Source organism: Ruegeria sp. ABV4_181 (assembly GCF_056158465.1).
Map to the genome: position 1 here is coordinate 2,065,480 of NZ_JBSWTI010000002.1, position 23,000 is coordinate 2,088,479.

The following is a 23,000-nucleotide window of genomic DNA, read 5'->3' on the forward strand; positions in this document are numbered from 1 at the left end:
CGTTGAACGGCTATTATGTACTTGATGGCGGTAGCTGCGCCGCATCCCCAAAGTGGCATTGCCTAAACCACAGTATTGTCAGAGAAAAAGCCGAAACTGGCGACGAGCATAACAAACAGGACCGGCCATTGTTAACCGCCCTTATCAACGCTGCAGGACAGCGGCACATGGATATCCGGCTTAATGCATCCGGCGGGTATGTCGTTCGTATCGTCGAGCGGCCCGGATTGTGGATGCAGGCGCAAGAGTTGGAAAAGCTGGTGGCAGATTTGCGTCTGGTGGCATCAAAAACGCTGCCCGCCGGTGAACTGACCTATGGCGTGTTCGCCGGTGACCGTGACCGGTTGAGCCACTCGGTCATTACCCTTGTTTCGCGCCGCGACGATCATTTGCCTGTGGCATTCAACGCCCTGGCCCTGATGAATGTCGATCTGGGGCACCGGTCCGAGGATGTGTTGCATCTGGGGCTGGTGATGGTCGATCCGGACCTGCGCAGTCAGGGTCTGAGCTGGGTTCTGTACGGGCTGACCTGTGTGCTCATGCTGTTTCGCAACGGTATGCGGCCGCTGTGGGTTTCGAATGTGACACAGGTTCCGGCAGTGGTGGGTCTTGTCGGGCAGGGATTTGCACGCGTGTACCCGACACCTGAAGGCAACTTGCGAAACCGGCGCAGCTTGCTGCACCTGTTGTTGGCGCGCGGCGTTATGCGGCAGCACCGGCATGTCTTTGGTGTCGGTCAGGAAGCTGGGTTTGACGAACAACGCTTTGTCATCACCAACGCCTATACCGGCGGGTCCGATCATCTGAAAAAGACATTCACCGAAGCGCCCAAATACAGGGATCAGGCCGTCAACGATTTTTGCCGGGATCAGTTGGATTACGACCGGGGCGACGATCTGTTGCAACTGGGGCAGATCGATATGCCGACAGCGCTGTCCTATGTCGGGCGCGAGGTTCCACCGCGCTCGTTTGCCGCTGTTGCACTGGCTGTCGGTGCGGCTGTGGTGCAGCGACTGGCGATGCCGATCTGGCAATGGGCGGATACCGGGCGTGACTTCGGCATTCTGCGGGCAAGGGAGCGGGGTAAATGAGCAGTTTTTCCTATGACGAATTTACGACGCGCAATCTGGGATTTGTAACCAGGGCCGAGCAGGCCGCCCTCCGCAATGCCTGCGTCTTCGTTTGCGGGACGGGCGGGATGGGTGGCAGTGCCATCATGACCCTGATCCGCGCCGGGGTTGGGCGATTGATCCTTGCCGATCTTGACAGCTTTGAGGTTTCGAACCTCAACCGTCAGCTTTTCGCGACGCTTGGCACTGTCGGGCACGACAAGGCCGAGGCCACGCGGGACCAATGTTTGCAGATCAATCCAGAAGCCCAGATCGAAGTGTTGGGCGGCGATTGGCCCGGACAGGTGGACCGGCTGGTGGAAAAGGCCGATGTGGTGGTCAATGGCACCGACGATCTGGGCGCCAGCCTGCTGTTGTATCGAACTGCGCGGGCCAAAGGCCGCACGGTGATCGACGCTTATGCCTCTCCTTTGCCGTCTGTCTATGTCACCACGCCGCGTGACCCGATGCCGGAACAGCGCCTTGGATACCCCACGCAAAACACCGATTGGGACGCGTTGACGCCCGAGATGCGCGATGCGGCGGCGGTGGCTGAGGCGGAATATGTTTTGACCCATTCTTCGTCCCGGCATCACGTTGATCTTGCGCTGGCGGGCGAGGTGATTGCCGGGACGCGCAGCCGTATGTCGTTTGCACCCATGGTGATCATGGCCGGGACCCTGATGGGCGGCGAAGCCCTGAATGCCGTGTTGGGTCGTCCACATGGCGCGGATTGTCGCGGGTGGTTCCTGAACCCTCACTCCGGCCGGATCGAGCGGCCCATGCCCGGTCTGCTCGCTGCCCTTATGCGCCCATTGGTGCGGCTGCAAATGAACAGGCTTCTGGCATCATGACGGATACGGCGACATTTCTGGCTGACGCCTGGGTGTCGGTCTGTGCTACGCTGAGCGCCATCGTCGTCTTGATCCACCTGAACGACCTTGTGCAGCGGCCTGAGATCGCTCGAAGATTTCGGTTTTGTCTGTGGCTTCTGGTGGCGTTGATGGTTGCCCGCGTCGGGCACTGGGGCAGCTGGGGCTGGCTGTTTTCAGCAGTAACAAACATCAGTGCGGCTTTGCTGCCTTTGGCGGCGCTTATGCTTGCCGAGGGGCTGTTGCGACGGCACGCGTCACCGATCCTCAAACAGATATGCGCCGGAGGGGCATTGGTGTTCGCGCTGATCGGGCTTTTGCAGATCAACAGTCTGGAGCCCTGGCGAATTGGCGGCTTGCTGGCGTTTCAGTTGCTGGGGCTGGGCGGTGTCGCCGGGTTCGTCCTGCGCCGGGACCGGGACAGCCTGTCGCCGACAGAAAACAGAACCGTCAACCGGATGAGCCTGTCCTTTTTGTTGATCCTGCCCTTTCTCGCCACCGATTTCATGCGGGTCCCGGAATTTGACGTGCCTGTCAGGCTGGGCGGCGTCGCGGTTCTGGTGTTGTGCTGGCTGTCGATTGGCATGACGCGAACTGGCTTGCGCACCCGCGACACCTTGCAGAGTTTTGTCGTCGTGTTTGTCATGACTGGGCTGCTGACCCTTGTGTTGGCGGGGCTTGCGCCGATTGACCTTCGGTCCGGGGTGCAAGTCATGGCGGTGATACTGTCCACGCTCATCCTGCTGGCGATCTGGCAAGCTGCCACGGCCCTGCGGATCGAGGATCGTCAGCTTGTCACCCTGCGTGAGATTGCCCTTGCCAAGGGGCAGGGGCCCGACGCTGCGCTGACCCTGATGCGGCGTGCCGCCGGTGCCCCGAATGCGGTCCTGGCCACCGAAGCAGACCTGGCCGATATGAATGTGAGTGAACTTCGCACGCAATTTGCAGCCATGCCCGTGCAACGGTTGGGCGGAACGGGCGACGAACAGATCAACTGGCTGTTCTCTCGTTTCGATGCGACGCATGCAGTGATGCTGTCCGAGGTCCCCCTGCGCATTGTCATGCTGAACAATCCCGATATTGCCGCCGCGGACAGCAGCGGCGCGGCCTTGCAGGCGGTACAGCGGATGGCGGGTTTCCTTACGGGCGGAGAACAAGGATGATCGAGGTTAATGAACGGGATTTCCCAAGCTTCTTCGCCGCGCCCTTCCATGCCTACGGGTCCGACACCCCTTATGTTTCACCGATGAAAGCGGATTTGAAACGGTTTCTGTCCACTGGCAATCCGCTGTTCTCGGACGATGCGGATTTCACTTTTTTCACCGCGTTCCGGGCGGGCAAGCCTGTTGGCCGGATTACGGCGCACGTGCATCGGGCGTCCAACGATCTGCATAATGAGGCGCGCGGCTGCTTCGGGTTCTTCGATTGCGTCGACGATGCCGGCGCTGCAACAGCGTTGCTACGGGCCGCCGAAGGCTGGGCCCGCGCGAAAGGCATGGCGCGACTGACCGGCAATTTCAATCTGACCGCGATGCAGCAGACCGGCATCATGACGGGCGGATACGATCAGGCCCCCTTTACCGATCAGATCTGGGGGCCGCCGCATTTGCCGGGCCTGCTCGAAGCAAACGGTTATTCTCGGCATTTCCCGATGACCACGTTCGAACGGCGCCTCGACGGTGAAGCGCCGCAGGTTCTGGCTGATGAACAGCGGGCGCAATTACTGGAGCAGGGGTATTCCTTCGCGCCGGTCAATCGCACAACAATTGCCCGACGGCTGGAGGATGCGCGCGCCATCCTGAATCGCAGCTTCAAGGACAACCCGATGTTCGTTCCGGTAACAGCCGAAGAGTTCGCGTTTCAGGCCAAAGACCTGAAATGGATCATGGACCCGCGAATATCCAAGGTGGTCCATTATCGTGGCAAACCTGCCGGGGCAGTAATTGCCATTCCCGATCTCAACCCGTTGCTGCGCCAGGTCGGGTCGCGGATGCGCCTGTCGTTGCCGTGGAAATACCTGCGTTATCGGGCGCGTCGGGACCGGGCCGTAGTCATATTTCAGGGGGTGATGCCGGAGTTTCAGGGGCGCTCGGTCAACCCATTGATGCTCAGCGAAATGACCAAAGACATGGTAAAGGCGGGGTACAGGACGGTTGGCGGCACCTGGATCGCGGATGAGAACACGGCCAGTCTGAGACAGACGGAAAAGGCGGGGGCTTTGCCCCTGCACCGCCTTCACCTCTTTACCAAGGAATTGCTGTGATGGACCGCGCAGAATTCGAAAACATCGTGGCTGACGCCATGCTCGCGCCCTCGGCCCACAACACGCAGCCCGCACGTTGGTCAATGCGCGACGAAGGGATCGAAGTTTCCGCGGATCTGTCCCGGCGACTGCCTGTAGGTGATCCGGATGACCGTGATCTTGACGTCTCTTGCGGGGCCGCCGTCGAGGGTACTGTTCTTGCGTTGGCCGCGCGCGGAAGCGGGGCGGATGTGACCCTACTGGATGCGCCGGAACAAGGTGAAATGCGCCCCATTGCCCGGATCGTGCCGGAGGGGCGTCACCGCCCCGACGATGTTGCATTGGCTGCACAGGTTGGTCAGCGTCTGACTCACCGTGCGGGCTTTGCGCCCACGGACAGGGTGCGCTTTGATGGCTGGCAGGCGGAGCACATGACCTTGGTAACCGACCGGGATCAGATCGACTGGCTTGCGTCGCAGATAGACATAGCGTCGGCGCGGGTCATGCGGTCGCGGCAGTTTCGCGCCGAGTTGTTACAGTGGATGCGTCTGCGCACAGATGATCCACGCTATCGCTTTGATGGTTTGAACCGGGATGTCCTTGCGATGGATGCCATGACCGCCCGGCTGATCCCGTCAATTCTTGGCACTGGGGTCTACGACCTGCTGTCTTCCGTCGGTCTTGGCCCGCGGCTATCCGGTGAGGCCGGCCGCACCCGCAAGGCCGGGGCAATAGCGCTGTTTCATTGGCCGAAAGGGGCCTCGAATATCGAGGCGGGCCGCGCCTTCTACCGAACGTGGTTGCAGGCCACCGCACGGGGGCTGGCCGGATGGCCGGCGGCGGCGCTGGCGGATGATCCGGCAACGCGCGTGGCTGTTTCCGAACGCTTTGCGGTGCCGAAGGGCAGGGTGTCGTTCAACGCGCTGCGACTGGGGGTTGCCAATGGAACCACCCCCAGCCGCGCACGCCTGTCATTGCATGATGTGATCGTTTAGGCGGCGATATTGTCGCCCACCTCTTTCAGCAGTTTTTCGGTCTTCGCATCTTCGATCCTGTTGTGCAGCCGCTGGGATTCTTCGCGGTCGCGCAGGGTCTTGGTGATCGAAACGGTGGTGTGGACCAGCATCAGGGCGGACATGGAATAAAAGCCCTTGGCGGCAAAGCTCGCTTCGAGGAAGTAGATGCCGCCGGCCATCATCGCTGCTGCGACAATGAAGGATGCGATGGTAAACATATTCCAGGCATTGGACTGGGGCAGGTTCAGCGTTTCTTCGGTGTTCATTTCGTATTCCTTCCAGTTTTCAATTGGTTAATTCAGTTTCGTTGTCAGTCCGATTTCGACTTTCCGGATTTCCGGGACTTTTTCTTCAGCCGTTCCAGAACCTCGTCCGCGTTGGATTTCACCGGCTTGCCGCATCCGGCTTCGGCCAGGCGATCGCGGATGTTCTCTGCCGATCCGGTCGTCTCCAACTCGGTCATGGCGCGGGCGGTGGCGTCCATCTCGTTTTGGCGTTCCTGCAAGCGATGCAGGGTGTCTTCGGCCTCGCGCAGAGTAGACAGACCGCTGTCAGGCGCCACCTGTTGCAGGCGTTGAGTTTTGTCCGTGGCGGTGGCCAGGCGCTGGCCGCGCTGCAATTGCCGCAACCGGGTTTCTGCCTCTCGCAGGACCGTACGCAGCCGTGCAATTTCAGTGTCGAACCGGGCCTGAGCCTGTGTTGAAACCTCGCGTTCCGCTTCCAGATGGGCGATGGTCTCGGCGGCGTCCCGGGCCAGATCCTCGCGGTTCTTTTGCAGGGCGTCCAGCGTCCGGGCCTCAAGATCGGCAATCTGCCTGGTCAGGCGTTCGTGCTGCTTTTTCTCCTGCTCGTTCTGCGCCATCGCGACGGCGACGGCCTTGCGCGACATCTGAACCGCATGGGCGCAATCCCGGATCTGCTGGCGCAGGATGGGCAGGGCGTGACGGTCCGTGACGGCAGTCGCCGCCTCAAAGGCCCGGCCGCGTAACAATGTGGCAAACTGTTTGAACATCTTGGGCTCCTCGTTTATGAACATTGTTCATGAAGTGACTATGCGATGATTCTGAACGTCGTTCAAGTAAAAAATGAACGATGTTCAAAAAACGAGGATGATGGAGTTCAAGTGGCTAAGAATAAAAGGGAAATCCTGAAAGAAAATCTTCTGAATGCGGCAGAGGAAAGGGTGAAGGCGCATGGGTTGGCAGCGTTGCGCGCCCGGGATGTAACAAAAGATGCCGGATGCGCGTTGGGCAGTCTCTACAATGCCTATGAAGATCTGGATCTTCTGATTCTGGCTGTAAACTCGCGGACACTGGCGCGCCTTCACGACGCATTGCAGAACGCCGCAGCAGGTCAGAATGCGCCCGAGGAAAAGCTGCTGGCACTGGCCATGGCCTATTTTGAGTTCGGAACCGAGAACCCAAACCTCTGGGCAGCGCTGTTCGATCACAGGATGCCACCAGGGGTCCCGGTGCCGCAATGGCATCTGGAAGAACATGCGCAGCTCATCTCAGAAATCATTGATCCGCTGGCACAGCTGAGCCCCGGCCTGGATCAGGCGACCCTGGCATTGCGCGCGCGCACAGTGTTTTCAGCGGTCCACGGGATCGTCAAACTTTCGCTTGAGGGCAGGTTCGTTGCGCTGGACGCCGACGCTGTTCGAACAGAATTGTCCGACTTTGTCCTGCAATTCCTGCGCGGGTATCAGGCCGCGCAGGCAGGTTAGGCAAACAGGGTCTTGAACCTGTCGATGCACAGGCGAAAGCCGTCTTCAAAATTCCCATTGCCCGGGTGATAGACGCTTTCGAACGAAATCACGCCGTCATAGGTGTCGGCCCTCAGAGCGTCGGCAATGGGTTGGAAAATGTCCGCCAGTTGACCTTCGCCCATGCGGCGCACTTCCAGAGTGGCCCGGGGCGTGTCGACCTTTACGTCCTTTATGTGAATGTGGCCAAGGTAGCCGTCCCGGACCTCTTCATATCCGTCCGGATAGGCAAGCTCGTGGCACCAGCAGTTGTTTCCCGGGTCCCAAAGCACCTTCAGCGTGTCCTTGGCATCCAGTTCGTCGATCAGCTTGCGGGCCGTATAGTTTGAATTGACCAGCGTTCCGTTGCCGGTTTCGACAACCAGACCGACACCTTCGGCCCTTGCCAGTTCGACAGCCGGCGCGATCATGGGGGGCATCGTGTCCCAGACACCATGTGCCACATTCCACTTTTCGGCACCGTTGCTGCCCCAAAGGATTTGCTCCTTTCTCTGGGTCATGATCCGCACAAGAGGAGAACCGACGATGTGGGCCATGTCGATCACCCGTTTCAGCGCATCCATATGTTGGGTGTGCAGCACGTCGCCGGGTCTGTTGGCCGCCGTCATACCCGCAAATACATGGCGCGACAGGCAAGAGACGGGCTTGCCCCGATCCCGCAGAAGGGCGTCTATTTCGGCGATTTCCTGTTTACTGTGGTCGCCAACTTCGGTGTCGCCGACAAACTGAAGCTCTGCATATTCCAGATCGAACTCGTCCATGACTTCGACCGCATGGGCCAGATTTCGGCTGATACCGTCGCAGATTACACCAAGTTTCATATGCGTGCCCCCCGGTCAGCGGTGCAATTCTGCGCCAATGATCTCTTCGATGACGCGGGTGCAGATCCAGTTGTCACCGTCGGGGTATTTTGTCTTTCCCGCATGAAAGACCTGCATCGCCGAGGATGCGGTCTGCATGGGAACTCCTAGCTGGGTGGCCAGTTCCAATGAAATGGTCAGATCCTTGTGCATCGTGGCGATGTGGCTTCCGGTGCCGACGAATTGCCGGTCGATGATGTTCTCAAGCGCGGTATTGACCACGCCGCACCCGGCGCTTGAGGAGGAGAATACGTTCAGAAGAACGTTGCCGCTGACGCCCGCCTTGGCCGCAAGGGCCGCGGCTTCGAAAGTTGCCGAGAAGATTGACCCGATCAGCGATTGCAGGCAGGCCTTCACAGTCTGTCCGTCGCCGGGGTTTGTCCCGACCCGGTGAATGGTTGCGGATACTGCCTGCATCACCTCGGCGTTGCTGTCCAGAACGTCCGGCTGACCGGCGGCCATCATTGTCAGCGTGCCGCCCTGCGCACCCGGAAACCCGCCGGAAACCGGGCTGTCGATCAGGTTGATCCCGGTGCCCTCCATATCCACGCCGATGGACTGTGCCTCATGCGGTTTGATCGTTGCCGACAGAATAACGGTTCCGCCCGGGGTCATGTTGGCCACCAGCCCGTTTTCCCCCAGAATAACCTCGCGTGCCTGATCGCCGTTCATCACCATGACAAAAACGCTGTCCGCGTGCGCACCGACCTCACCGACCGAAGCCTTGGCAAGACCGCCCATATCGGCAAAGGCGGTCATGCGGGTGGCGCTCAGATCGAACCCCGAAGTTTCAAAGCCGTTCTTCATAAGGTTCCTGGCCAGCCCGCTGCCCATATCGCCAAGACCAATTACACCTGCGGTTTTCATGAAAACCTCCCGTTTTATGCAGCCACGCTATACGCAGGCCGACGTTTCGAAAAATGGTGCGCCAAGGCACCGGATTTCACGGGGATTTCACACGTCGCTGGGCGACGTCGGGCGGGTCCGGAAGACACCCCGCTGCCCGGTTAGGTGACATAAGTAAACGGCGGCCGCGCCTGTTAAGCAAGAAAATACGTGATGGCGTCAGACGCAGGCCGCCATGATCCCGCGGAGTTCGGCCAGCCCGCGCATCCGCCCGATCAGGGGGTAGCCGGGCGTGCTATGTCCGCCGAGATCGCTCAGCAGCTCCTGACCGTGGTCGGGCCGCATGGGGATTTGCCAGTCCGCGCGCCCTGCGGCCTTGCGACGGTTTTCTTCTTGCATCAGCGCACGAACGGTGCCGACCATATCGGTGTCGCCGTCAAGATGCGGTGCCTCAAGAAAACTGGGCTTTTGCGGGGACGATCCCGCCATGCGTTTCGTATTCCGCAAATGGGCAAAATGTATCCTTGCACCGTGTCGCCTTACAAAACCGGGTCCGTCAAAATCGACCGCGACTCCAAGCGATCCGGTGCACAGGGTCGCGCCGTTGGCATCCAAATCGACAGCATCCAAAACGGCACCATAGTCGTCAGCGCTCGACATCACCCTTGGTAATCCCAAAAGCGAAAACGGTGGATCGTCCGGATGACAGCACAGGCGCAGCCCAAGATCCTGCGCGACCGGTGCCACTTCGGCCAGTAAGTCGATCAGGTTGGCGCGCAATTTTCCGGGCGTGATGCCGGTATAGGTGTCCAGAAGGGTGCGCACGTCGTCGACGCTCCACTGGTCGTTGGCACCCGGTAGCCCGGCAGTGATATTGTGTTGCAGCGCTGCCCTGTCCCGGTCCGACATGGCGTTGAACCGGGTCAACGCGTCATGACGGGTTTCTTCAGAATAGTCATCAGCCGCGCCATCGCGCTTGAGGATATGCAGATCGAACACCGCAAAATCCGTCAGGTCAAACAGCATCGCTGTCCCGCCATGCGGTTGCGGTGCCCGAAGGGACGTGCGCGTCCAGTCCAGAATGGGCATGAAATTGTAGCAAACCACCGCGATACCACATTTGGCCAGAGCGTGCAGGCTTTGCTTATAGGCGGCGATATGGGTCCGCATGTCCGGGGACTGGGTCTTGATGGCCTCGGAAACCGGCAGGCTTTCTACCACGTCCCAATCGTAACCGTCGGCGGCCAGCCGGGCCTGCCGCTCTGCGATGCTCTGCTCATCCCAGGGCTGGCCGGGCGGAATATGGTGCAGGGCGGTGACAATGCCTTCGACACCCACTTGGTGAAGGTCGGACAGGGCGATCGGATCGTCAGGGCCGAACCAGCGCCAGCATTGTTTCATGGCAACCATCCTTCGTAGAGGGGGTGTTCCGAAGTAATCGGCAAGGCAACCCGTTCTCCGGTGCGCGCGGCATGGTAGATTGCTGTAACAAGGGCCACGGATGCGGCACCTTCTTCCAGCGTGACAGCGGTATTGGGCTTGCCAGTCAACGCCTTGCCAACTTCGGTAAAGAACCCTTCAAATCCCGTGGGTTCCGGTGGCGTATTGGCAAGAGTGGCGTCAACCGCCGTCTGCTGCGAAGGGTCCCGTGCCACAAAAGACCAGGGCACCGCGCCCGGCGCATAAGGTTCGGTGCCTGACGTGGCGGTCAGATGTTCGAATACAAAGCGCAACCGCGTTTCATCCGTCGCCGCCCCCAGTGTGATGTTGCTGGTGCACAGCGCACCTGACGCCATGGCAAAGGCGAGGGCGGCGCAATCTTCGGTTTCGATCGGATTCACGCGAGTCGCGGTCATGGCCGAGACCGAGGCGACCGGACCCGCAACATGTGTCAGCAGATCGTGATTATGGATGGCGTGTCCCAGAACAGCGCCCCCACGTTCTCCGGCCCATGTGCCGCGCCACGGGACGGAGTAATACTCAGCACCACGGGACCAGTGCGTCTCAAGCGATGCGGTTTGGATTTTGCCGGTCAGACCGGCCGCCTGCAAATGGCGCAACCGGGCAAGCGACGGGCCCCACCGGTATTGAAAAACCGGAAAGACGCACCGGCCTGTCCGGTTCGCAGCCTGTGTGACGCGATCCACGTCCGCCATCGACGTTGCCAGAGGTTTTTCGCAAACGACGTGCTTTCCGGCCGTAAGCGCGTCAAGCGTGACCGGAACATGCAGGTGCGGTGGCAGGCATATGTCGATCAGGTCGATTTCCGGGTCTGCAAGTGCCTGCTCGATGCGTGTCAGCGCGGCAAATTCGCCGTCACCCCGCAAGTATTCGATGCGGGCGGGGTCCTGATCGACAACGGCCGTTACCCGAAAAGTGTCGCCTAGCCGTTTCAAGGCTTCCAGATGTTGCCGCCCGATACCAGCACCCAGAATCGCGATGTTGATCATCAGCTCTCTGCCATTTCCTGGGCGCGCAGGGCCAGTTCCATAACCGTAAAGCAATGCGCCTGCATCATCGCGGTTTCGGTGCGGTGCCGAATGTCCTGTGCGAAACGAGAAAAATAGGGCAGGCCAGCATCTGATGCCTGCCTTTTTTCGCAGGTATCGCCATTCACCAGGATTAGGTGATCGGTTCCGTCTGTGCCGCCTACATCAACGTATTTGCGCAATTCGATATAGCCTTCGGTGCCAAGGATCGTCAGCCGCCCGTCCCCCCAGTTCGGCAGGGCGTCCGGGGTGAACCAATCGACACGAATATACCCCGTTGCGTGCGCGCTGCGCAGGTTGATTTCGCCGAAATCCTGCAAGCCGGGATTAGCCGCGTTGGCGTAGTTGGCGGTGAAGGCATTGGTGATCTTGGCCGTCTTCGAATTGGTATAATGCAGGAACTGATCAATCTGATGTGATGCGATATCCGTCAGAATGCCGCCAAAGCGATCACGCTGAAAAAACCATTCCGGTCTGGTCGCGCGGTTCAGCCGATGTGGTCCAAGGCCGATTGTCTGAACCACTTTTCCGATTTTCCCTGCTGATACCAGTTCCGTAGCAAGGGTGCTGACAGGTGTTTCGAACCGTTCCGAGAAGTTGACCGACCAGATGCGCCCGGTGTCGGATACGGCTTTTCTGATCTGGTCCAGTTGATCGAAACTGGTGCAACCGGGCTTGTCGCTCATGACGTCCATGCCGTGTTGCATGGCTCGCACGGTCAGGGCCGCGCGGTCCGACGGGATTGCGGAAATCAGGGCCAGATCGGCGCCGCTGTTCAGCGCATCCTCAAGATGATCAAAGCGCGGAATATCGGGAAATCTTTTCACATATCCGGCCAGAGTGCCGGGGTTGCCTTGTGTCCAGTAGCCGAGACACCTGACCCCGGCCTTCTTCATATTCTCGGTCATGCCATAGATATGGCGGTGATCCAGCCCAAGGGCGACGCTTGTCAGGGTCATAGGCAAACCCTTGTCTTTTGGCCGGTTCGGCTGGCGGTTTGCATACTGTCGATCACGGCATGCGTCAGCAACGCGCTGTGGCCGGTTGCCATTGGCGCAGCACCTGATGTGACGGCCCGGGCAAAGTCCACGATCACGGATTGGTGCCAATCATGGGTAAAAGCCATCGGATCGGCGCCGCCACCGGTTGCCGATGTCTCGCCAGTGCTGGTGGTTCTGCCGTCCAGAAATGTCATCGTCAAAACTCCCGATCCCAAATGCGCCTTTGCTTTGGTGCCCTGAATCGTAATGGTTTCTGCCGCACCGGGATATTCCGCCGTTGTCGCCATCATCGTACCAACCGCTCCGCATTCCATTTCAAAGACCGCACCGGCCCAGTCTTCAGCTTCCAGTTGATGCAGCGGAGTTTGCCGCATCAGTGCCTGGACAGAAGAGATCGGACCCAACAGCCACATCGCCAGATCCAACGTATGAATTGCCTGCGAGATCATCACGCCGCCGCCGTCGCGGTAATAAGAGCCGCGACCCGGCGCATCATAATAGCTCTGATCGCGCCACCAGGGTACGCGGATATCGACCATTGCGATCTCGCCCAATTCCTGCGCCTGCAGCGCGGTTCGCAGGGCAACAGACGCGGCGCGTGCCCTGTGTTGAAACACGATGCCCAGCGGGACGGATGCACTATCGCACAAGTCGACGATTTCCTTGGCGGCTGCCAGCGTCCGTTCGATCGGTTTTTCCATGAGGATGGGCTTGCCGGCCTTTGCCAGCGTGCGGACCAGCGGAAGGCGCTGATCGGGCGGGGTTGCGATGATGACGAAACCGATGCCGGGATCCCGGGCAATTTCTTCGACGCTCCGAAACGCACGGGTTCCGTGTTCGGCTGCGAATTTCGCTGCGCGATCCGGGTTGCGCCCCAGCACTCCGGCCAGGTTCAACCCCTGATCCGAGGATTGAATTGCGGCGACATGCGTGCCGGCCACCATGCCCAGACCAATCAAAGCTATGTTCATTCTTACCCCGCAGGCACATTTGTTTGGGATTGTGCACCGGAAAGATGCAGGCGGCAAAAAGAATGTTAACATGTGCAGATACGGGCGGAGGAACCAAAATGTCAGGCAAAACCTCGGAGCTGGCCGATGGGTTGTATCAGGGTATCAAGACCCTGCCGATCGTGTCGCCGCACGGCCATTGCGAACCCGCGTGGTTTGCCACGAACGCCCCGTTTCCGAATGCAGCCGAGCTTTTGGTTGTTCCCGATCACTATGTATTCAGGATGCTCTATTCGCAGGGTGTGCCGCTGAACGAACTGGGTGTTGGCGCACAGGGGCGCGGGGTGGATCCCCGATCCGTGTTTCGAACCTTCGCCCGCCATTGGCATTTGTTTCTGGGAACCCCGTCCCGTATCTGGATCAACCATGTCCTGCGCGAAACGCTTGGGATTGCGGATGAATTGTCGCCGGCGACCGCGGACGCCATTTATGACCAGATTAACGACCGTCTCGCACAGGAAGGCTTTCGCCCGCGGGCTTTGTTTGACCGGTTCGGAATTGAAGTTCTGGCCACTACGGATTCTGCTCTGGATGAGCTTGATCATCATGCGGATATCAAAGCCAGCGACTGGTCGGGTCGGGTCATTCCGACCTTTCGCCCGGACGGTGTATTGGACGGGTCTGATCCGGACTTCGTACAGAACCTTGCCAGGCTTGAGGCCCTCACCGGTCACGACGTCGGCAGATACGCCGGGTATATTTCCGCATTGCGCGACCGCCGCGCGCATTTCATCCGGATGGGGGCCACCGCAACGGATCATGGGATCGAAGTGGTTCACACAGAATGGCTGAGCGATCCCGACTCCCTCTATCAACGTCTGCGGCAAGGCGAAGGAACGCCTCAGGATGCAAGGCGGTTTTACGGGCATATGCTGATCGAAATGGCCCAGATGTCGGTCGAAGACGGGCTGACCATGCAAATCCACGCGGGCAGCAGGCGCAACACCAATGCTACGCTGTTGCGGGAGTTTGGTCGTGACAAAGGCGCAGACATTCCGATTGCAATGGATTGGGTTCGCGGGCTGGACGCCCTGTTGAACCGGGTGGGTAACAACCCGGCACTGCGCCTTATCCTGTTCACGCTGGACGAGGCGACCTATGCGCGAGAGCTGGCGCCCATGGCCGGGCACTGGCCCTGCCTTCGCATCGGTCCGCCATGGTGGTTTCACGACAGCCCGGCAGGCATTGCACGCTATTTTGATCAGGTGGTCGAAACGGCCGGTTACTACAATCTGGCCGGGTTCAACGACGACACCCGCGCCTTTCTGTCGATACCCGCGCGTCATGATCTGTGGCGGCGCGGTGTTGCGATCCACCTGGCACAACAGGTCGACAGGGGGTATTTCGGACGTGACGATGCGGAACATCTGGCGCGTTTGCTTTCCGTTGATCTGGCGCGTCAGGTGTATGGGTTGGACGGATAGATGGGTCGCATCCTTCATTTTGGTCTGGGAAACTTTGCGCGGGCGCATCTGCTGGATTACACGGATCGGGCAGGAGGATGGGATGTGGTTGGCGTCAGCCTGCGGTCGCCGGAGATCCGGGACGGGCTGGCCAAGCAGGGGTTTTCCTATGATCTGTGTGTGCAGGGGCAGGGCGTCAGACATATCCGCGTGCTGCGCGATGTGCTGGTTGCCCCCGAAAGCGCAGATGCCGTTCTGGACGCCATGGCGGATGCTGACATAATTTCAGCGACTGTCACGGAAAAGGGGTATCACCTGGACCCGTCAGGCGAACTGAACCTGCGTGATCCTGCGATCATTGCCGATCTGAACGGGCAGGGCCCGTCCACTTTGATCGGCTTCCTCGCCCGCGGCCTTGCCGGGCGGGTCCGGCCGGTGACGGTTCTAAGTTGCGACAACCGGGTTGCAAACGGCTCGGCCCTGAGGGCTGCGGTCATGGCGTTCGCCAAGAAAGCCGGGTTAGTGATTAACCGGGACAAAGTGAGCTTTCCGAATTCCATGGTGGACCGCATCACCCCCGCCACAACCGATATCGTCCGCGCCATCAGCGGCGATCCCATGGCGGTTCCAACCGAGGCGTTCTCGGAATGGGTCATCGAGGATGATTTCGCAGGTCCACGCCCGGACTGGCCGGGTGTGCAGTTTGTCGACGATGTCGCGCCGCACGAATTGCGCAAGCTGCGCATGCTGAATGGCGCTCATTCACTTTTGGCTTATGCGGGGATGGCGCGGAACCACACTTATGTTCACGAGGCCATTCAGGATTCTGTTCTGCGCCCGCTGGTCGAACAACTGTTTCTGGATGCCGGGGCGACGCTGCCGCCACAGGTTCGCGCGCAGGCGCCCGCCTATGCCCTGGCTCTGCTGAAACGGTTCGAGAACCCGGAACTGGCGCACCGCCTGGATCAGATCGCCATGGATGGAAGCCAGAAGCTGCCTTACAGGCTGATTGAAACTGTGCGGGAAACCGGATCGCCAGCCGCCGTTGAAGGGGTTCGGGCGTGGATTGCGTTCTGTGTTTCGGAAACCGCGCGGGGTCGTCCGCTGAATGATCCGATGTCAGATGTAATCACTCGGGTTGCGCAATTCGCAGACCCCGCTCAGGGGCTGTTGGCCATGCTGAATGCTGGGGATCTGGCACCCCTTATTCGGGAATAATGGCACCACGATGCCCGACCACGGTGGCGGCCATCCTGTGACCCGCCATCAGCGCCTCGGCCTGAGATCTGCCGGTTAGCACAGCAGCCAGATAGCCGCCGTTAAAGCTGTCGCCAGCGGCGGTTGTGTCCACCACTTTCGGCGCAGGGTCATAGGTTTGCCGTACGTCTTGCCCGATGGAGAGCGGCCCCTTTTCCCCGCGCTTCAGGGCCCCAGTGCCCGAGTGATTGGCGAAACGGTTGACGACCTGACCGGCGGTTTCGCCAAACAATGCCATCTCGTCATCTATCGAGGGCAGCGCGATATCCGCGCGCCGCCAGTATCGTGCCGTGATCGTGCGGGCACGTTCGACACTTTCCCACAGTCCGGGTCTGTAGTTGCTGTCATAGATCACCGTGACCGGGTTGGCGTCCATCCATTCCAACAGCGCGATCCGGATCGCATGGGGCAGGATGGCCACAGAAATCCCGGACAAATACAGCGCGTCATAGCCGTTCAAGAGGTCAAAGTTCTGATCGGAAAAAAGCTGTCTGGCGGCAGAGTTGCTGCGCCAATAAGTGAAACTGCGTTCGCCCTGCGGTGACGTGTTGATCGCATAAAGTCCCGGTGACGCCCCGGCAATGGTCTGAATGGCAGCTGTTCCAATTCCCTGACCAGCGATAAAATCGAAAATTCGCCCGGACATTGGATCGTCGCCCAGACAGGTAACATAATCGATCCCCAGAGCAGGAGCCTGACGTCGGCTATATATCGCGGTGTTCAGGGTGTCACCCGCAACGCCAAGCTGCGCATTGGCATCTGTGATCGACAATTCGATCATGGCCTCGCCGATACAGGCAATCCGCGTCATCTCTGTTCCCGTTTCCATATGATCAGCCCGGCCCCCATAATCAGAAGGGCCCCGGTTATGGTGCCGCCGTCGGGGACGGTACCGAAGAACAGATAACCCCATATGGCGACATAAATCAGGAAGGAATAGGTAAAGGGCATCAGCTGGTTCGCAGTCCCGAACCTGTGCGCATTCGTCAGCAGTTGATGACCACCCCAGCCCATGATCCCCAATCCGACGAGCACAACCATTCCCCAGATATTTTCCGGCTGAACCCATGTCCAGATCGCAAATGGCAACAGGATCACGGTCCCCGTCAAACCCAGATAGAACTGCATCGTGTCGACCGCCACGACGCCTGACAGTTTTCGGGTCATGAGGGAATACAGCGCCAGAGCCGTGGCGTTGTAAATGATCAGCAACATGGTCGGGTGAAAAGCTGTTCCAAACGGGCGCACCACCACCAGAACGCCGACGAAGCCCAGCAGGATTGCCGCCCACCGCCAGGGTCCGACCCGTTCCCTCAGAACAAAGACGGACAGAAAGCACACGATAACGGGGCTTGAGAACATGATCGCCGAAACCACAGTCAGCGGCAGGAATTGCAGGGCGTAGAAATTCAGCACCGTGGCCGAGATCAACAGCATGGCGCGGCTGATCACGGACCAAAGATGGTCGGTCTTGAATTTGTCCGCCTGCAGTCCGCCTTTTGCGATGACCCCGGTTGAGATCACGAAATGCCCGGCATAGCGCATGAACGCCAGCTGGAACGCAGGAATGCCCGCAACGGCAAGCCATTTCGCGCCCAGATCCACAAAGGAAAATGCCAGCCAAGCCGCCAGCATCATCAGGATGCCCAGCCTTGGCAGGTCGGCGGTGGATTTGGCAGCGACGGCCACGGGCTAGCCTTTGAAACGCTTGACGTAGTAATCGACCATCTGACTGACCATGTCCTCTGCCTGCCCATTGTCGCGTGCATCGGTCAGAGCGGCCAGAGTGCCCTTGGACATAATGCTGTCGACGCCGGCGTCATCGGCCATGCGCGCATAATATCCCAGATCCTTGGCGGCGTTCTTGATGGCAAAGGCCAACTGGTTGGGGTCGTTGCCCACGCCGTAAGCCTTGACGAAATCCATCATCCCCGAATGCAGCGGCCCCGCGGCCATGACATCGTACAACTGTTCCCGGTCGACGCCCGCAACATCAGCCATGGCAAACGCTTCGGCCATGGCGTTTGCCACCGTCATTCCGAAAAAGTTGTTAATCAGCTTGATCGTGTGGCCGGAACCGGACTGGCCGAGGTAAAAGACGTTTTCGCCCAGATCCTTCAGCACAGGTTCAACGACCTCAAACGCTGCCTGGTCCCCCGCCGTCATGATGTTGAGTTGTCCGTCCAGCGCATGTGACGGCGTGCGGCCCAGCGGCGCATCCAGATATTGTCCGCCGACGGCCGACACTTCGGTCGCAAGCTGTTTCGTACTGCCGGGAAGGGAGGTGCCGAAATCAACGACAACAGCCCCGCCGCGCAGCCCTGCCAGAACGCCGTCTTGCCCACGCATCCGGCTTTCGACCTGATCTGAGGTTCCCATGCACAGCATCACGATATCGCTTGCCTGAGCCAGTTCACGGGCATTTGCAGCTTCGGTCGCGCCGCGGGATATCGCGGCGTCCAGATGGGTGCGGTCCCTGTTGCCCAGCACCTTCACAAGGTAACCCAGGTCCTGAAGGCGGCTGACCATGGCGCCGCCCATGATTCCTAGGCCAATGAATCCAATCGAAGGTTTGCTCATCGGGTTTTCCTTTCGTCCAATCAATGATCTGACGACACGTGGTGTCGCGCGAGTTTCGGTTTCTGTGGCCGGGCGGATGCCGGCATTTGGCTAGGCAATTTGATCCGCCTTGGCTGCCAATTCCTGTTCTATCCTTGTTGCAACGGCCAGCGTGCGCGCGGCGTCCGCGACATCAATCAGGGGCGGCGCGCCGTCCATCACCTCAAGAAAATGGTCCAACTGCGCTTCAAGCGGCGTGCGGTGATCGGGGCCCAGGTCAAGTTGCTTACTTTGGGCAGGTGTACCCCAGTCCTGACCCCGCCAGAGGGTCATGGACGGATAGCTGATTGCGCCTTTAGTGCCAGTGATCCAGAGCATGTCCTGACGGGTGGTTCCGATATTTGGGTTCTCGCCTATCCCGGCCTCAAATCCCCAGGGGCTGGGTGTTGTGTCGGCAAAGCTGATTGTGCCCGTCGCGCCGTTTTCGAAACTCAGCGCAACGGCGCCGCTTTCCACCCTGTCACTGCCACGCACCGACCGACCGCGCAGCGCGGCGGTATCGGCGATTTCACCGATGACAAAGCGCAGCAGATCAATGTCGTGGACGAGGTTGATCATCACCGGGCTGCCGCCGGATGTGCGCCAGTTCTGCTCAAAGTAACTGTCGGGCTTTTTCATCGCCCAGATGAGCGAAACCGTGACGACCTCACCAATTTGCTCGTCGGCAAGAACGGATTTCAAATGCTGAACCGAGCCGTGGTAGCGTCTGTGGTGACCGACCAGCGAAGACACACCCGCGGCGCCTACCGCTTGCCCAAGAGATCGTGCGTCCTGAACCGACCCCGCCACCGGTTTTTCGATCAGCATGTGCCAACCGCGCTCTGCCGCCATCTTTCCGTGTGACGCGTGCAGATGCGTTGGCGTGGCAATGATGACGCCGTCCACAGGGCAGGTGACGTCTTCGATCGTGGCAAATCGCAGGGTTTCGGCCTGAATGGACATATCCGGGTCGGCAAGCCCGGCCAGAACGCAACCGGGATGCGCCTGAACCGCGTGGACGTGGCGAATGCCGATCAATCCGCCGCCAACGACAAGAAGACGTTTCACATCATCTCTCCGGTTTGAAGGCTGTCAGGCGCAATAGGGTGAATCCGAGTTCCATCGGTGAATGTCGATATGGGGTTGTCGGGATAGCCGGTCCCGCGCAGCCAACCACTGGGCTTTGCAGGTTCGCCAATCCCTCAGTTCGGTTTCGGGTTTGGCCCGCGATCTCGCCACGAAATCCGGGAAATGGCCCCGCCCGGTGGGTTGACCCGTCACGCTGTACCGGATGTCAAAACTCCATCGGAACGCGTCGGTGGTGTTGGTTAGCGATGCGTGCGGGGTCAGCGGATGAAACATCACCACACCGCCGGCTTTGACAGGCAACGGCAGTACGTCGGTTTCGTCGATGAACCCTTCGGCGATGCCGGTCTGGGTGCGGGCGCAATGCGGCAGGATATCCTGGTCTGCGCTTTTGGGCCGGACCTGCAGACAGCCGTTTTCGACCGTCGCGTCATTTACAGCGATCCAGACGGTGACCATGTCGGTCTGATCGGCCTCTTCCAGCGCAACGGCCCGGTCCTGATGCCAGTCCGTTGCGGTGATATGCGCGCGGATTTCGTCCTTGGCCAGTTTTTGGGCCGGGGGTTTCAGGCGAACGTGCTGGATCGGGTTGCTGGTCAGTTCGGGCCCGATCAGTTGTTCGACCACGTCCAGAAGTGGTCCCGCAGTCAGCATGTCGAACACCGCTGGCCCAATGTGAAACGGGGTGTCGGCCATGATCCGGTCACCGGGCAGGGAAATATCCAGCGGCTGGAAATAATCGCACCCCGCCTGATATGCACACAACAGTTTGTCCCAGAAATCCAACCCGGTCGGTGGTGTTTCAACCCGGCCCTGAGCAAACCAGTCCTGATACAGCCGGTTCAGCAGTTCGGCGTATTCCGCCTTGACCGCATCCAGGATGTCAGCGGGGATGACGTTTGGCACGACCAGATAGCCCCGGTCCGTGAAATGGTCGATCTGGTTCTGGGTCAGCATTGGGCGTCTCCTACAGAAGCAAAGCGATTATGCCGGGCCAGATCAGCAGCACCGACAGGGCCAGCAACTGGATACCGATGAACGGCAGAAAACCCCTGAAGATATCCGTCAGGCTGATATGCGGCGGGGCCACGGATTTCAGATAGAACGCCGCCGGACCAAACGGTGGCGACAGAAAGCTGACCTGCATATTCATACAGAATACAACGCCGAACCAGATCGCCACGTGGCTGGGTTCAAGCTGTCCAATGACCCCGATTTCCTCGATGGGCAGGCGCAACACGATGGGCAGGAATACCGGGATGATCAGCAGCACGATCCCCACCCAGTCCATGAACGCCCCCATGAACAGCAGGATCAGCATCATCACCAGAATAACCAGCATCGACGGCAAGTCCTGCCCGACGATCAGGTCCGCCACGTATTGCGGGCCTCCGGCGATGGTATATGCACCGGCAAGAGCCGCTGCACCGATAGTCACCCAGATGATCGTGCCGGTGGATTTCAGCGTGCGCATAAGGCTGTCCCAGACCAGCTCGAACGACCCTTCGCCCCGCAGGAAGGCGATCACCAGCACCGCGAATGCCCCCATGCCGGCCGCTTCAGTAATCCCGGTAATGCCGCCATAGATCGACCCGAGCACGACGCCGATTACAACCAGCGGCGCAACAAGACCCTTGCCCATGTCCCACCCGATTTTCGCGCGCTCTTTGCCGAAGACGAAGAAGATCAGCAGCAGGGCAACGACGGTAATCCCCACAAACCACGGCAAGTACTCAGCGGTTCCGAACCGCGCCGGTTCCCCCTGGCTGGCTGCGTTTGATCCGGACAACTCGAAAAACGCCGCACGAATAAAAAGCGTGGTTGAAAATCCGGCGACGACAATGCTCATGAACGCGGCAAAGAGCTTGCGTTTTTCGGTCGGTTCGGGGTCGTTCGGGTCAGGTTCGGGCAGGGGGGCATCATCCGGGTTCAGCCGGGTGCGAATGACGATGTAAAGGATGATCATCGATGCCAGCATAAAGCCGGGAATGAAGGACGCGGTGAACAGTGACTTGATCGAGGTTTCGGTGATCAGACCGTAGATGATCAGAACAATCGACGGCGGGATCATGGTGCCCAAAGACCCGGACGCACAGATTACGCCGATTGCAAGGTTCTGGTTATAGCCAAGGCGCAGCATCTGCGGCAAAGCGATCAGACCCAATAGCACGACTTCGCCACCAATGATGCCGGACATCGCCGCCATGATGACGGCCATGATCGAGGTCACGATGGCAATCCCGCCCCGCGTCCGCGACAGCCAGACGTTCAGGGAAGAATACATATCCTTGGCGATGCCCGAACGTTCCAGAAGGGACGCCATGAAGATGAACAACGGAACGGATATGAGAACGTAGTCCGTCAAAAGCCCGTATATCTTCTGCGCCAGAATATAGAGCGGGCCGGTCCCCGGCCGCCCTGTCAGGATGCCGTCACCAAAGGAAAAAGGATTCAGCAGCAGGGTCGGTTCGAACTTCAGAACCAGCACCAGAACGGCCAGTGATGCCGACGCCAGCCCCAGCGGCATGCCAATCGCCAGAAGGACGATCAGGGCGACCATCAGGATCAGTGAGATCGTGCCAATATCCATCAGTCTTGCCCCATCGCTTTCTTCAGCATCTCGATCTCGTCCTCATCCGGTTCGTCCGTGTGAATTTCGGGTTCCTTGTTCCAGTCCGCGATCAGGTTCACGATCGCCTGCATCGCGACCAGAGTGATCACGATCAGCACCATAGGCTGCAACGTGGCGGGAATTGGCGGGTTGAAGGCCGAGCCGTAAAGCTCCCATTTATATAGCTTATTCACGAAGACCTGTTTGTAGCTGCCAAACACCAGAAAAAAGGCGAACATCACGATCAGAACGGTCGATACCGTGTCAAAGACGCGCTGCAGCCAGCGCGGCACCGCATCGTAAAGCAGGAAAATCCGGATATGGCTGCGCTGTTGCATGGCGTAGTACCCGGACATCAGGAACACAAAGCTGGCGAACCACAGGGTCATTTCGTTGGCCCATTCGGTCGGCTTTTCCAGGATGTAGCGCATGAAGACTTCGTACAGCATCACGATGGTCATGATCGCGATCATCATCATGGTGACGCGGCCAATGAACAGCGCAAAGCGATCTATGCCGCTGGAGCCGCCGTACTCCATGGCGGCAAGGCGCACGGAACGCGCACCGATTATGGCAAGGATGGGGGTCAGGATCAGGGCCAGAAGGTCGATGATGTCGATGTACCCGCCAAAGATGCCCGCCATTTCCGGCGTGACATCGCTGCGCAGGTAAATTTCTTCGACCTGACCTTTCAGGGACTCGGATGTATAGGGCAGCCAATCCAGCAAAAATGCGGGCAGGTGCCAGACCAGCCAACTGGCGGTCGCGACAAAGGCCAGGGGCACCAACCATTCAACTAATCCACCGGTCGACTTTCGCATCGCGCGTCCCTTCA

23 protein-coding genes are annotated in these 23,000 nt (G+C 59.5%); 8 read left to right on the top strand and 15 right to left on the bottom strand.

Annotated elements, in window-relative coordinates; all coding sequences use genetic code 11:
- Positions 1–167 precede the first annotated feature (167 nt).
- The 5 genes from ACXAC3_RS10200 to ACXAC3_RS10220 are packed head-to-tail and all read left to right on the top strand — an operon-like array spanning position 168 to position 5,218.
- A complete protein-coding gene (locus ACXAC3_RS10200; protein WP_475159416.1) occupies positions 168–1,091 on the top strand; it encodes a hypothetical protein in 924 nt (307 codons plus the stop codon).
- Complete coding sequence (locus tag ACXAC3_RS10205) at positions 1,088–1,963, top strand: HesA/MoeB/ThiF family protein (protein ID WP_475159417.1); 876 nt, start codon at positions 1,088–1,090, stop codon at positions 1,961–1,963. The genes ACXAC3_RS10200 and ACXAC3_RS10205 overlap by 4 nt, the downstream gene beginning before the upstream one ends.
- Positions 1,960–3,144, top strand: a complete 1,185-nt coding sequence (locus ACXAC3_RS10210) for a hypothetical protein (RefSeq protein ID WP_475159418.1) — start codon at positions 1,960–1,962, stop codon at positions 3,142–3,144. The genes ACXAC3_RS10205 and ACXAC3_RS10210 overlap by 4 nt, the downstream gene beginning before the upstream one ends.
- Entirely contained in the window at positions 3,141–4,244 is a 1,104-nt protein-coding gene (locus ACXAC3_RS10215) for a GNAT family N-acetyltransferase (protein WP_475159421.1), read from the top strand. Before ACXAC3_RS10210 ends, ACXAC3_RS10215 begins: the two co-directional genes overlap by 4 nt.
- Entirely contained in the window at positions 4,244–5,218 is a 975-nt protein-coding gene (locus ACXAC3_RS10220; RefSeq protein ID WP_475159422.1) for a hypothetical protein, read from the top strand. Before ACXAC3_RS10215 ends, ACXAC3_RS10220 begins: the two co-directional genes overlap by 1 nt.
- On the opposite strand, the gene ACXAC3_RS10225 is transcribed toward ACXAC3_RS10220, so the two are convergent.
- Both ACXAC3_RS10225 and ACXAC3_RS10230 read right to left on the bottom strand, forming a co-directional pair.
- Positions 5,215–5,505 carry a YiaA/YiaB family inner membrane protein gene (locus ACXAC3_RS10225; RefSeq protein ID WP_475159424.1) on the bottom strand — a complete coding sequence of 97 codons (291 nt, stop codon included), beginning with the start codon at positions 5,503–5,505 and terminating at the stop codon, positions 5,215–5,217. The two genes, ACXAC3_RS10220 and ACXAC3_RS10225, sit on opposite strands and share 4 nt — an antisense overlap.
- 44 nt (positions 5,506–5,549) lie before the next feature.
- Positions 5,550–6,251, bottom strand: coding sequence for a PspA/IM30 family protein (locus ACXAC3_RS10230; RefSeq protein WP_475159426.1), 702 nt, complete (start codon positions 6,249–6,251; stop codon positions 5,550–5,552).
- 111 nt (positions 6,252–6,362) lie between these two features.
- Between ACXAC3_RS10230 and ACXAC3_RS10235 the strand changes: the two genes are divergently transcribed.
- Complete coding sequence (locus ACXAC3_RS10235) at positions 6,363–6,965, top strand: TetR/AcrR family transcriptional regulator (RefSeq protein WP_475159427.1); 603 nt, start codon at positions 6,363–6,365, stop codon at positions 6,963–6,965.
- Here the strand turns inward: ACXAC3_RS10235 and ACXAC3_RS10240 are convergent.
- The 6 genes from ACXAC3_RS10240 to ACXAC3_RS10265 all read right to left on the bottom strand — a co-directional run bounded on the left by ACXAC3_RS10240 (position 6,962) and on the right by ACXAC3_RS10265 (position 13,171).
- Positions 6,962–7,825, bottom strand: coding sequence for a sugar phosphate isomerase/epimerase family protein (locus tag ACXAC3_RS10240; protein WP_475159429.1), 864 nt, complete (start codon positions 7,823–7,825; stop codon positions 6,962–6,964). The genes ACXAC3_RS10235 and ACXAC3_RS10240 overlap by 4 nt on opposite strands.
- A gap of 15 nt (positions 7,826–7,840) precedes the next feature.
- Positions 7,841–8,749, bottom strand: coding sequence for an NAD(P)-dependent oxidoreductase (locus ACXAC3_RS10245; RefSeq protein ID WP_475163401.1), 909 nt, complete (start codon positions 8,747–8,749; stop codon positions 7,841–7,843).
- Positions 8,750–8,929: 180 nt separating this feature from the next.
- Positions 8,930–10,111 carry a mannonate dehydratase gene (gene uxuA / locus ACXAC3_RS10250; protein ID WP_475159431.1) on the bottom strand — a complete coding sequence of 394 codons (1,182 nt, stop codon included), beginning with the start codon at positions 10,109–10,111 and terminating at the stop codon, positions 8,930–8,932.
- Positions 10,108–11,160: a Gfo/Idh/MocA family protein gene (locus tag ACXAC3_RS10255; RefSeq protein ID WP_475159432.1), complete on the bottom strand. Its 1,053-nt coding sequence runs from the start codon at positions 11,158–11,160 to the stop codon at positions 10,108–10,110. Before ACXAC3_RS10255 ends, uxuA begins: the two co-directional genes overlap by 4 nt.
- Positions 11,160–12,158 carry a Gfo/Idh/MocA family protein gene (locus ACXAC3_RS10260; RefSeq protein WP_475159434.1) on the bottom strand — a complete coding sequence of 333 codons (999 nt, stop codon included), beginning with the start codon at positions 12,156–12,158 and terminating at the stop codon, positions 11,160–11,162. Before ACXAC3_RS10260 ends, ACXAC3_RS10255 begins: the two co-directional genes overlap by 1 nt.
- The gene (locus ACXAC3_RS10265; protein WP_475159437.1) at positions 12,155–13,171 is read right to left on the bottom strand and encodes a Gfo/Idh/MocA family protein; all 1,017 of its coding nucleotides are present in this window, start codon (positions 13,169–13,171) and stop codon (positions 12,155–12,157) included. The genes ACXAC3_RS10260 and ACXAC3_RS10265 overlap by 4 nt, the downstream gene beginning before the upstream one ends.
- Before the next feature lie 98 nt (positions 13,172–13,269).
- On the opposite strand from ACXAC3_RS10265, the gene uxaC reads away from it, so the two are divergent.
- Both uxaC and ACXAC3_RS10275 read left to right on the top strand, forming a co-directional pair.
- Positions 13,270–14,634 carry a glucuronate isomerase gene (gene uxaC, locus ACXAC3_RS10270; protein WP_475159439.1) on the top strand — a complete coding sequence of 455 codons (1,365 nt, stop codon included), beginning with the start codon at positions 13,270–13,272 and terminating at the stop codon, positions 14,632–14,634.
- Complete coding sequence (locus ACXAC3_RS10275; protein WP_475159440.1) at positions 14,635–15,831, top strand: mannitol dehydrogenase family protein; 1,197 nt, start codon at positions 14,635–14,637, stop codon at positions 15,829–15,831.
- Here ACXAC3_RS10275 and ACXAC3_RS10280 read toward each other — a convergent pair.
- From ACXAC3_RS10280 to ACXAC3_RS10310, 7 genes are all read right to left on the bottom strand, one after another.
- Entirely contained in the window at positions 15,818–16,681 is an 864-nt protein-coding gene (locus tag ACXAC3_RS10280) for a sugar kinase (RefSeq protein WP_475159441.1), read from the bottom strand. The two genes, ACXAC3_RS10275 and ACXAC3_RS10280, sit on opposite strands and share 14 nt — an antisense overlap.
- On the bottom strand, positions 16,678–17,559 hold the full coding sequence (locus ACXAC3_RS10285; RefSeq protein WP_475159443.1) for a DMT family transporter: 882 nt from the start codon (positions 17,557–17,559) through the stop codon (positions 16,678–16,680). The genes ACXAC3_RS10280 and ACXAC3_RS10285 overlap by 4 nt, the downstream gene beginning before the upstream one ends.
- 3 nt (positions 17,560–17,562) lie before the next feature.
- Entirely contained in the window at positions 17,563–18,450 is an 888-nt protein-coding gene (locus tag ACXAC3_RS10290) for an NAD(P)-dependent oxidoreductase (RefSeq protein WP_475159445.1), read from the bottom strand.
- 90 nt (positions 18,451–18,540) lie between these two features.
- Entirely contained in the window at positions 18,541–19,536 is a 996-nt protein-coding gene (locus ACXAC3_RS10295; RefSeq protein WP_475159447.1) for a Gfo/Idh/MocA family protein, read from the bottom strand.
- Between the two features lie 24 nt (positions 19,537–19,560).
- The gene (locus ACXAC3_RS10300) at positions 19,561–20,511 is read right to left on the bottom strand and encodes a phytanoyl-CoA dioxygenase family protein (protein WP_475159450.1); all 951 of its coding nucleotides are present in this window, start codon (positions 20,509–20,511) and stop codon (positions 19,561–19,563) included.
- A 10-nt stretch (positions 20,512–20,521) separates the two neighbouring features.
- A complete protein-coding gene (locus ACXAC3_RS10305) occupies positions 20,522–22,144 on the bottom strand; it encodes a TRAP transporter large permease (RefSeq protein WP_475159452.1) in 1,623 nt (540 codons plus the stop codon).
- Complete coding sequence (locus ACXAC3_RS10310) at positions 22,144–22,986, bottom strand: TRAP transporter small permease subunit (protein WP_475159455.1); 843 nt, start codon at positions 22,984–22,986, stop codon at positions 22,144–22,146. The genes ACXAC3_RS10305 and ACXAC3_RS10310 overlap by 1 nt, the downstream gene beginning before the upstream one ends.
- Positions 22,987–23,000 lie beyond the last annotated feature (14 nt).

Coding starts and splice junctions, on each gene's coding strand:
- ACXAC3_RS10210 (WP_475159418.1), top strand. CDS start 1,960: ATGACGGATACGGCGACATTTCTGGCTGACGCCTGGGTGTCGGTCTGT.
- ACXAC3_RS10215 (WP_475159421.1), top strand. CDS start 3,141: ATGATCGAGGTTAATGAACGGGATTTCCCAAGCTTCTTCGCCGCGCCC.
- ACXAC3_RS10200 (WP_475159416.1), top strand. CDS start 168: ATGGATATCCGGCTTAATGCATCCGGCGGGTATGTCGTTCGTATCGTC.
- uxuA (WP_475159431.1), bottom strand. CDS start 10,111: ATGAAACAATGCTGGCGCTGGTTCGGCCCTGACGATCCGATCGCCCTG.
- ACXAC3_RS10305 (WP_475159452.1), bottom strand. CDS start 22,144: ATGGATATTGGCACGATCTCACTGATCCTGATGGTCGCCCTGATCGTC.
- ACXAC3_RS10260 (WP_475159434.1), bottom strand. CDS start 12,158: ATGACCCTGACAAGCGTCGCCCTTGGGCTGGATCACCGCCATATCTAT.
- ACXAC3_RS10290 (WP_475159445.1), bottom strand. CDS start 18,450: ATGAGCAAACCTTCGATTGGATTCATTGGCCTAGGAATCATGGGCGGC.
- ACXAC3_RS10225 (WP_475159424.1), bottom strand. CDS start 5,505: ATGAACACCGAAGAAACGCTGAACCTGCCCCAGTCCAATGCCTGGAAT.
- ACXAC3_RS10300 (WP_475159450.1), bottom strand. CDS start 20,511: ATGCTGACCCAGAACCAGATCGACCATTTCACGGACCGGGGCTATCTG.
- ACXAC3_RS10240 (WP_475159429.1), bottom strand. CDS start 7,825: ATGAAACTTGGTGTAATCTGCGACGGTATCAGCCGAAATCTGGCCCAT.
- ACXAC3_RS10255 (WP_475159432.1), bottom strand. CDS start 11,160: ATGATCAACATCGCGATTCTGGGTGCTGGTATCGGGCGGCAACATCTG.
- ACXAC3_RS10310 (WP_475159455.1), bottom strand. CDS start 22,986: ATGCGAAAGTCGACCGGTGGATTAGTTGAATGGTTGGTGCCCCTGGCC.
- ACXAC3_RS10265 (WP_475159437.1), bottom strand. CDS start 13,171: ATGAACATAGCTTTGATTGGTCTGGGCATGGTGGCCGGCACGCATGTC.
- uxaC (WP_475159439.1), top strand. CDS start 13,270: ATGTCAGGCAAAACCTCGGAGCTGGCCGATGGGTTGTATCAGGGTATC.
- ACXAC3_RS10205 (WP_475159417.1), top strand. CDS start 1,088: ATGAGCAGTTTTTCCTATGACGAATTTACGACGCGCAATCTGGGATTT.
- ACXAC3_RS10220 (WP_475159422.1), top strand. CDS start 4,244: ATGGACCGCGCAGAATTCGAAAACATCGTGGCTGACGCCATGCTCGCG.
- ACXAC3_RS10230 (WP_475159426.1), bottom strand. CDS start 6,251: ATGTTCAAACAGTTTGCCACATTGTTACGCGGCCGGGCCTTTGAGGCG.
- ACXAC3_RS10275 (WP_475159440.1), top strand. CDS start 14,635: ATGGGTCGCATCCTTCATTTTGGTCTGGGAAACTTTGCGCGGGCGCAT.
- ACXAC3_RS10280 (WP_475159441.1), bottom strand. CDS start 16,681: ATGACGCGGATTGCCTGTATCGGCGAGGCCATGATCGAATTGTCGATC.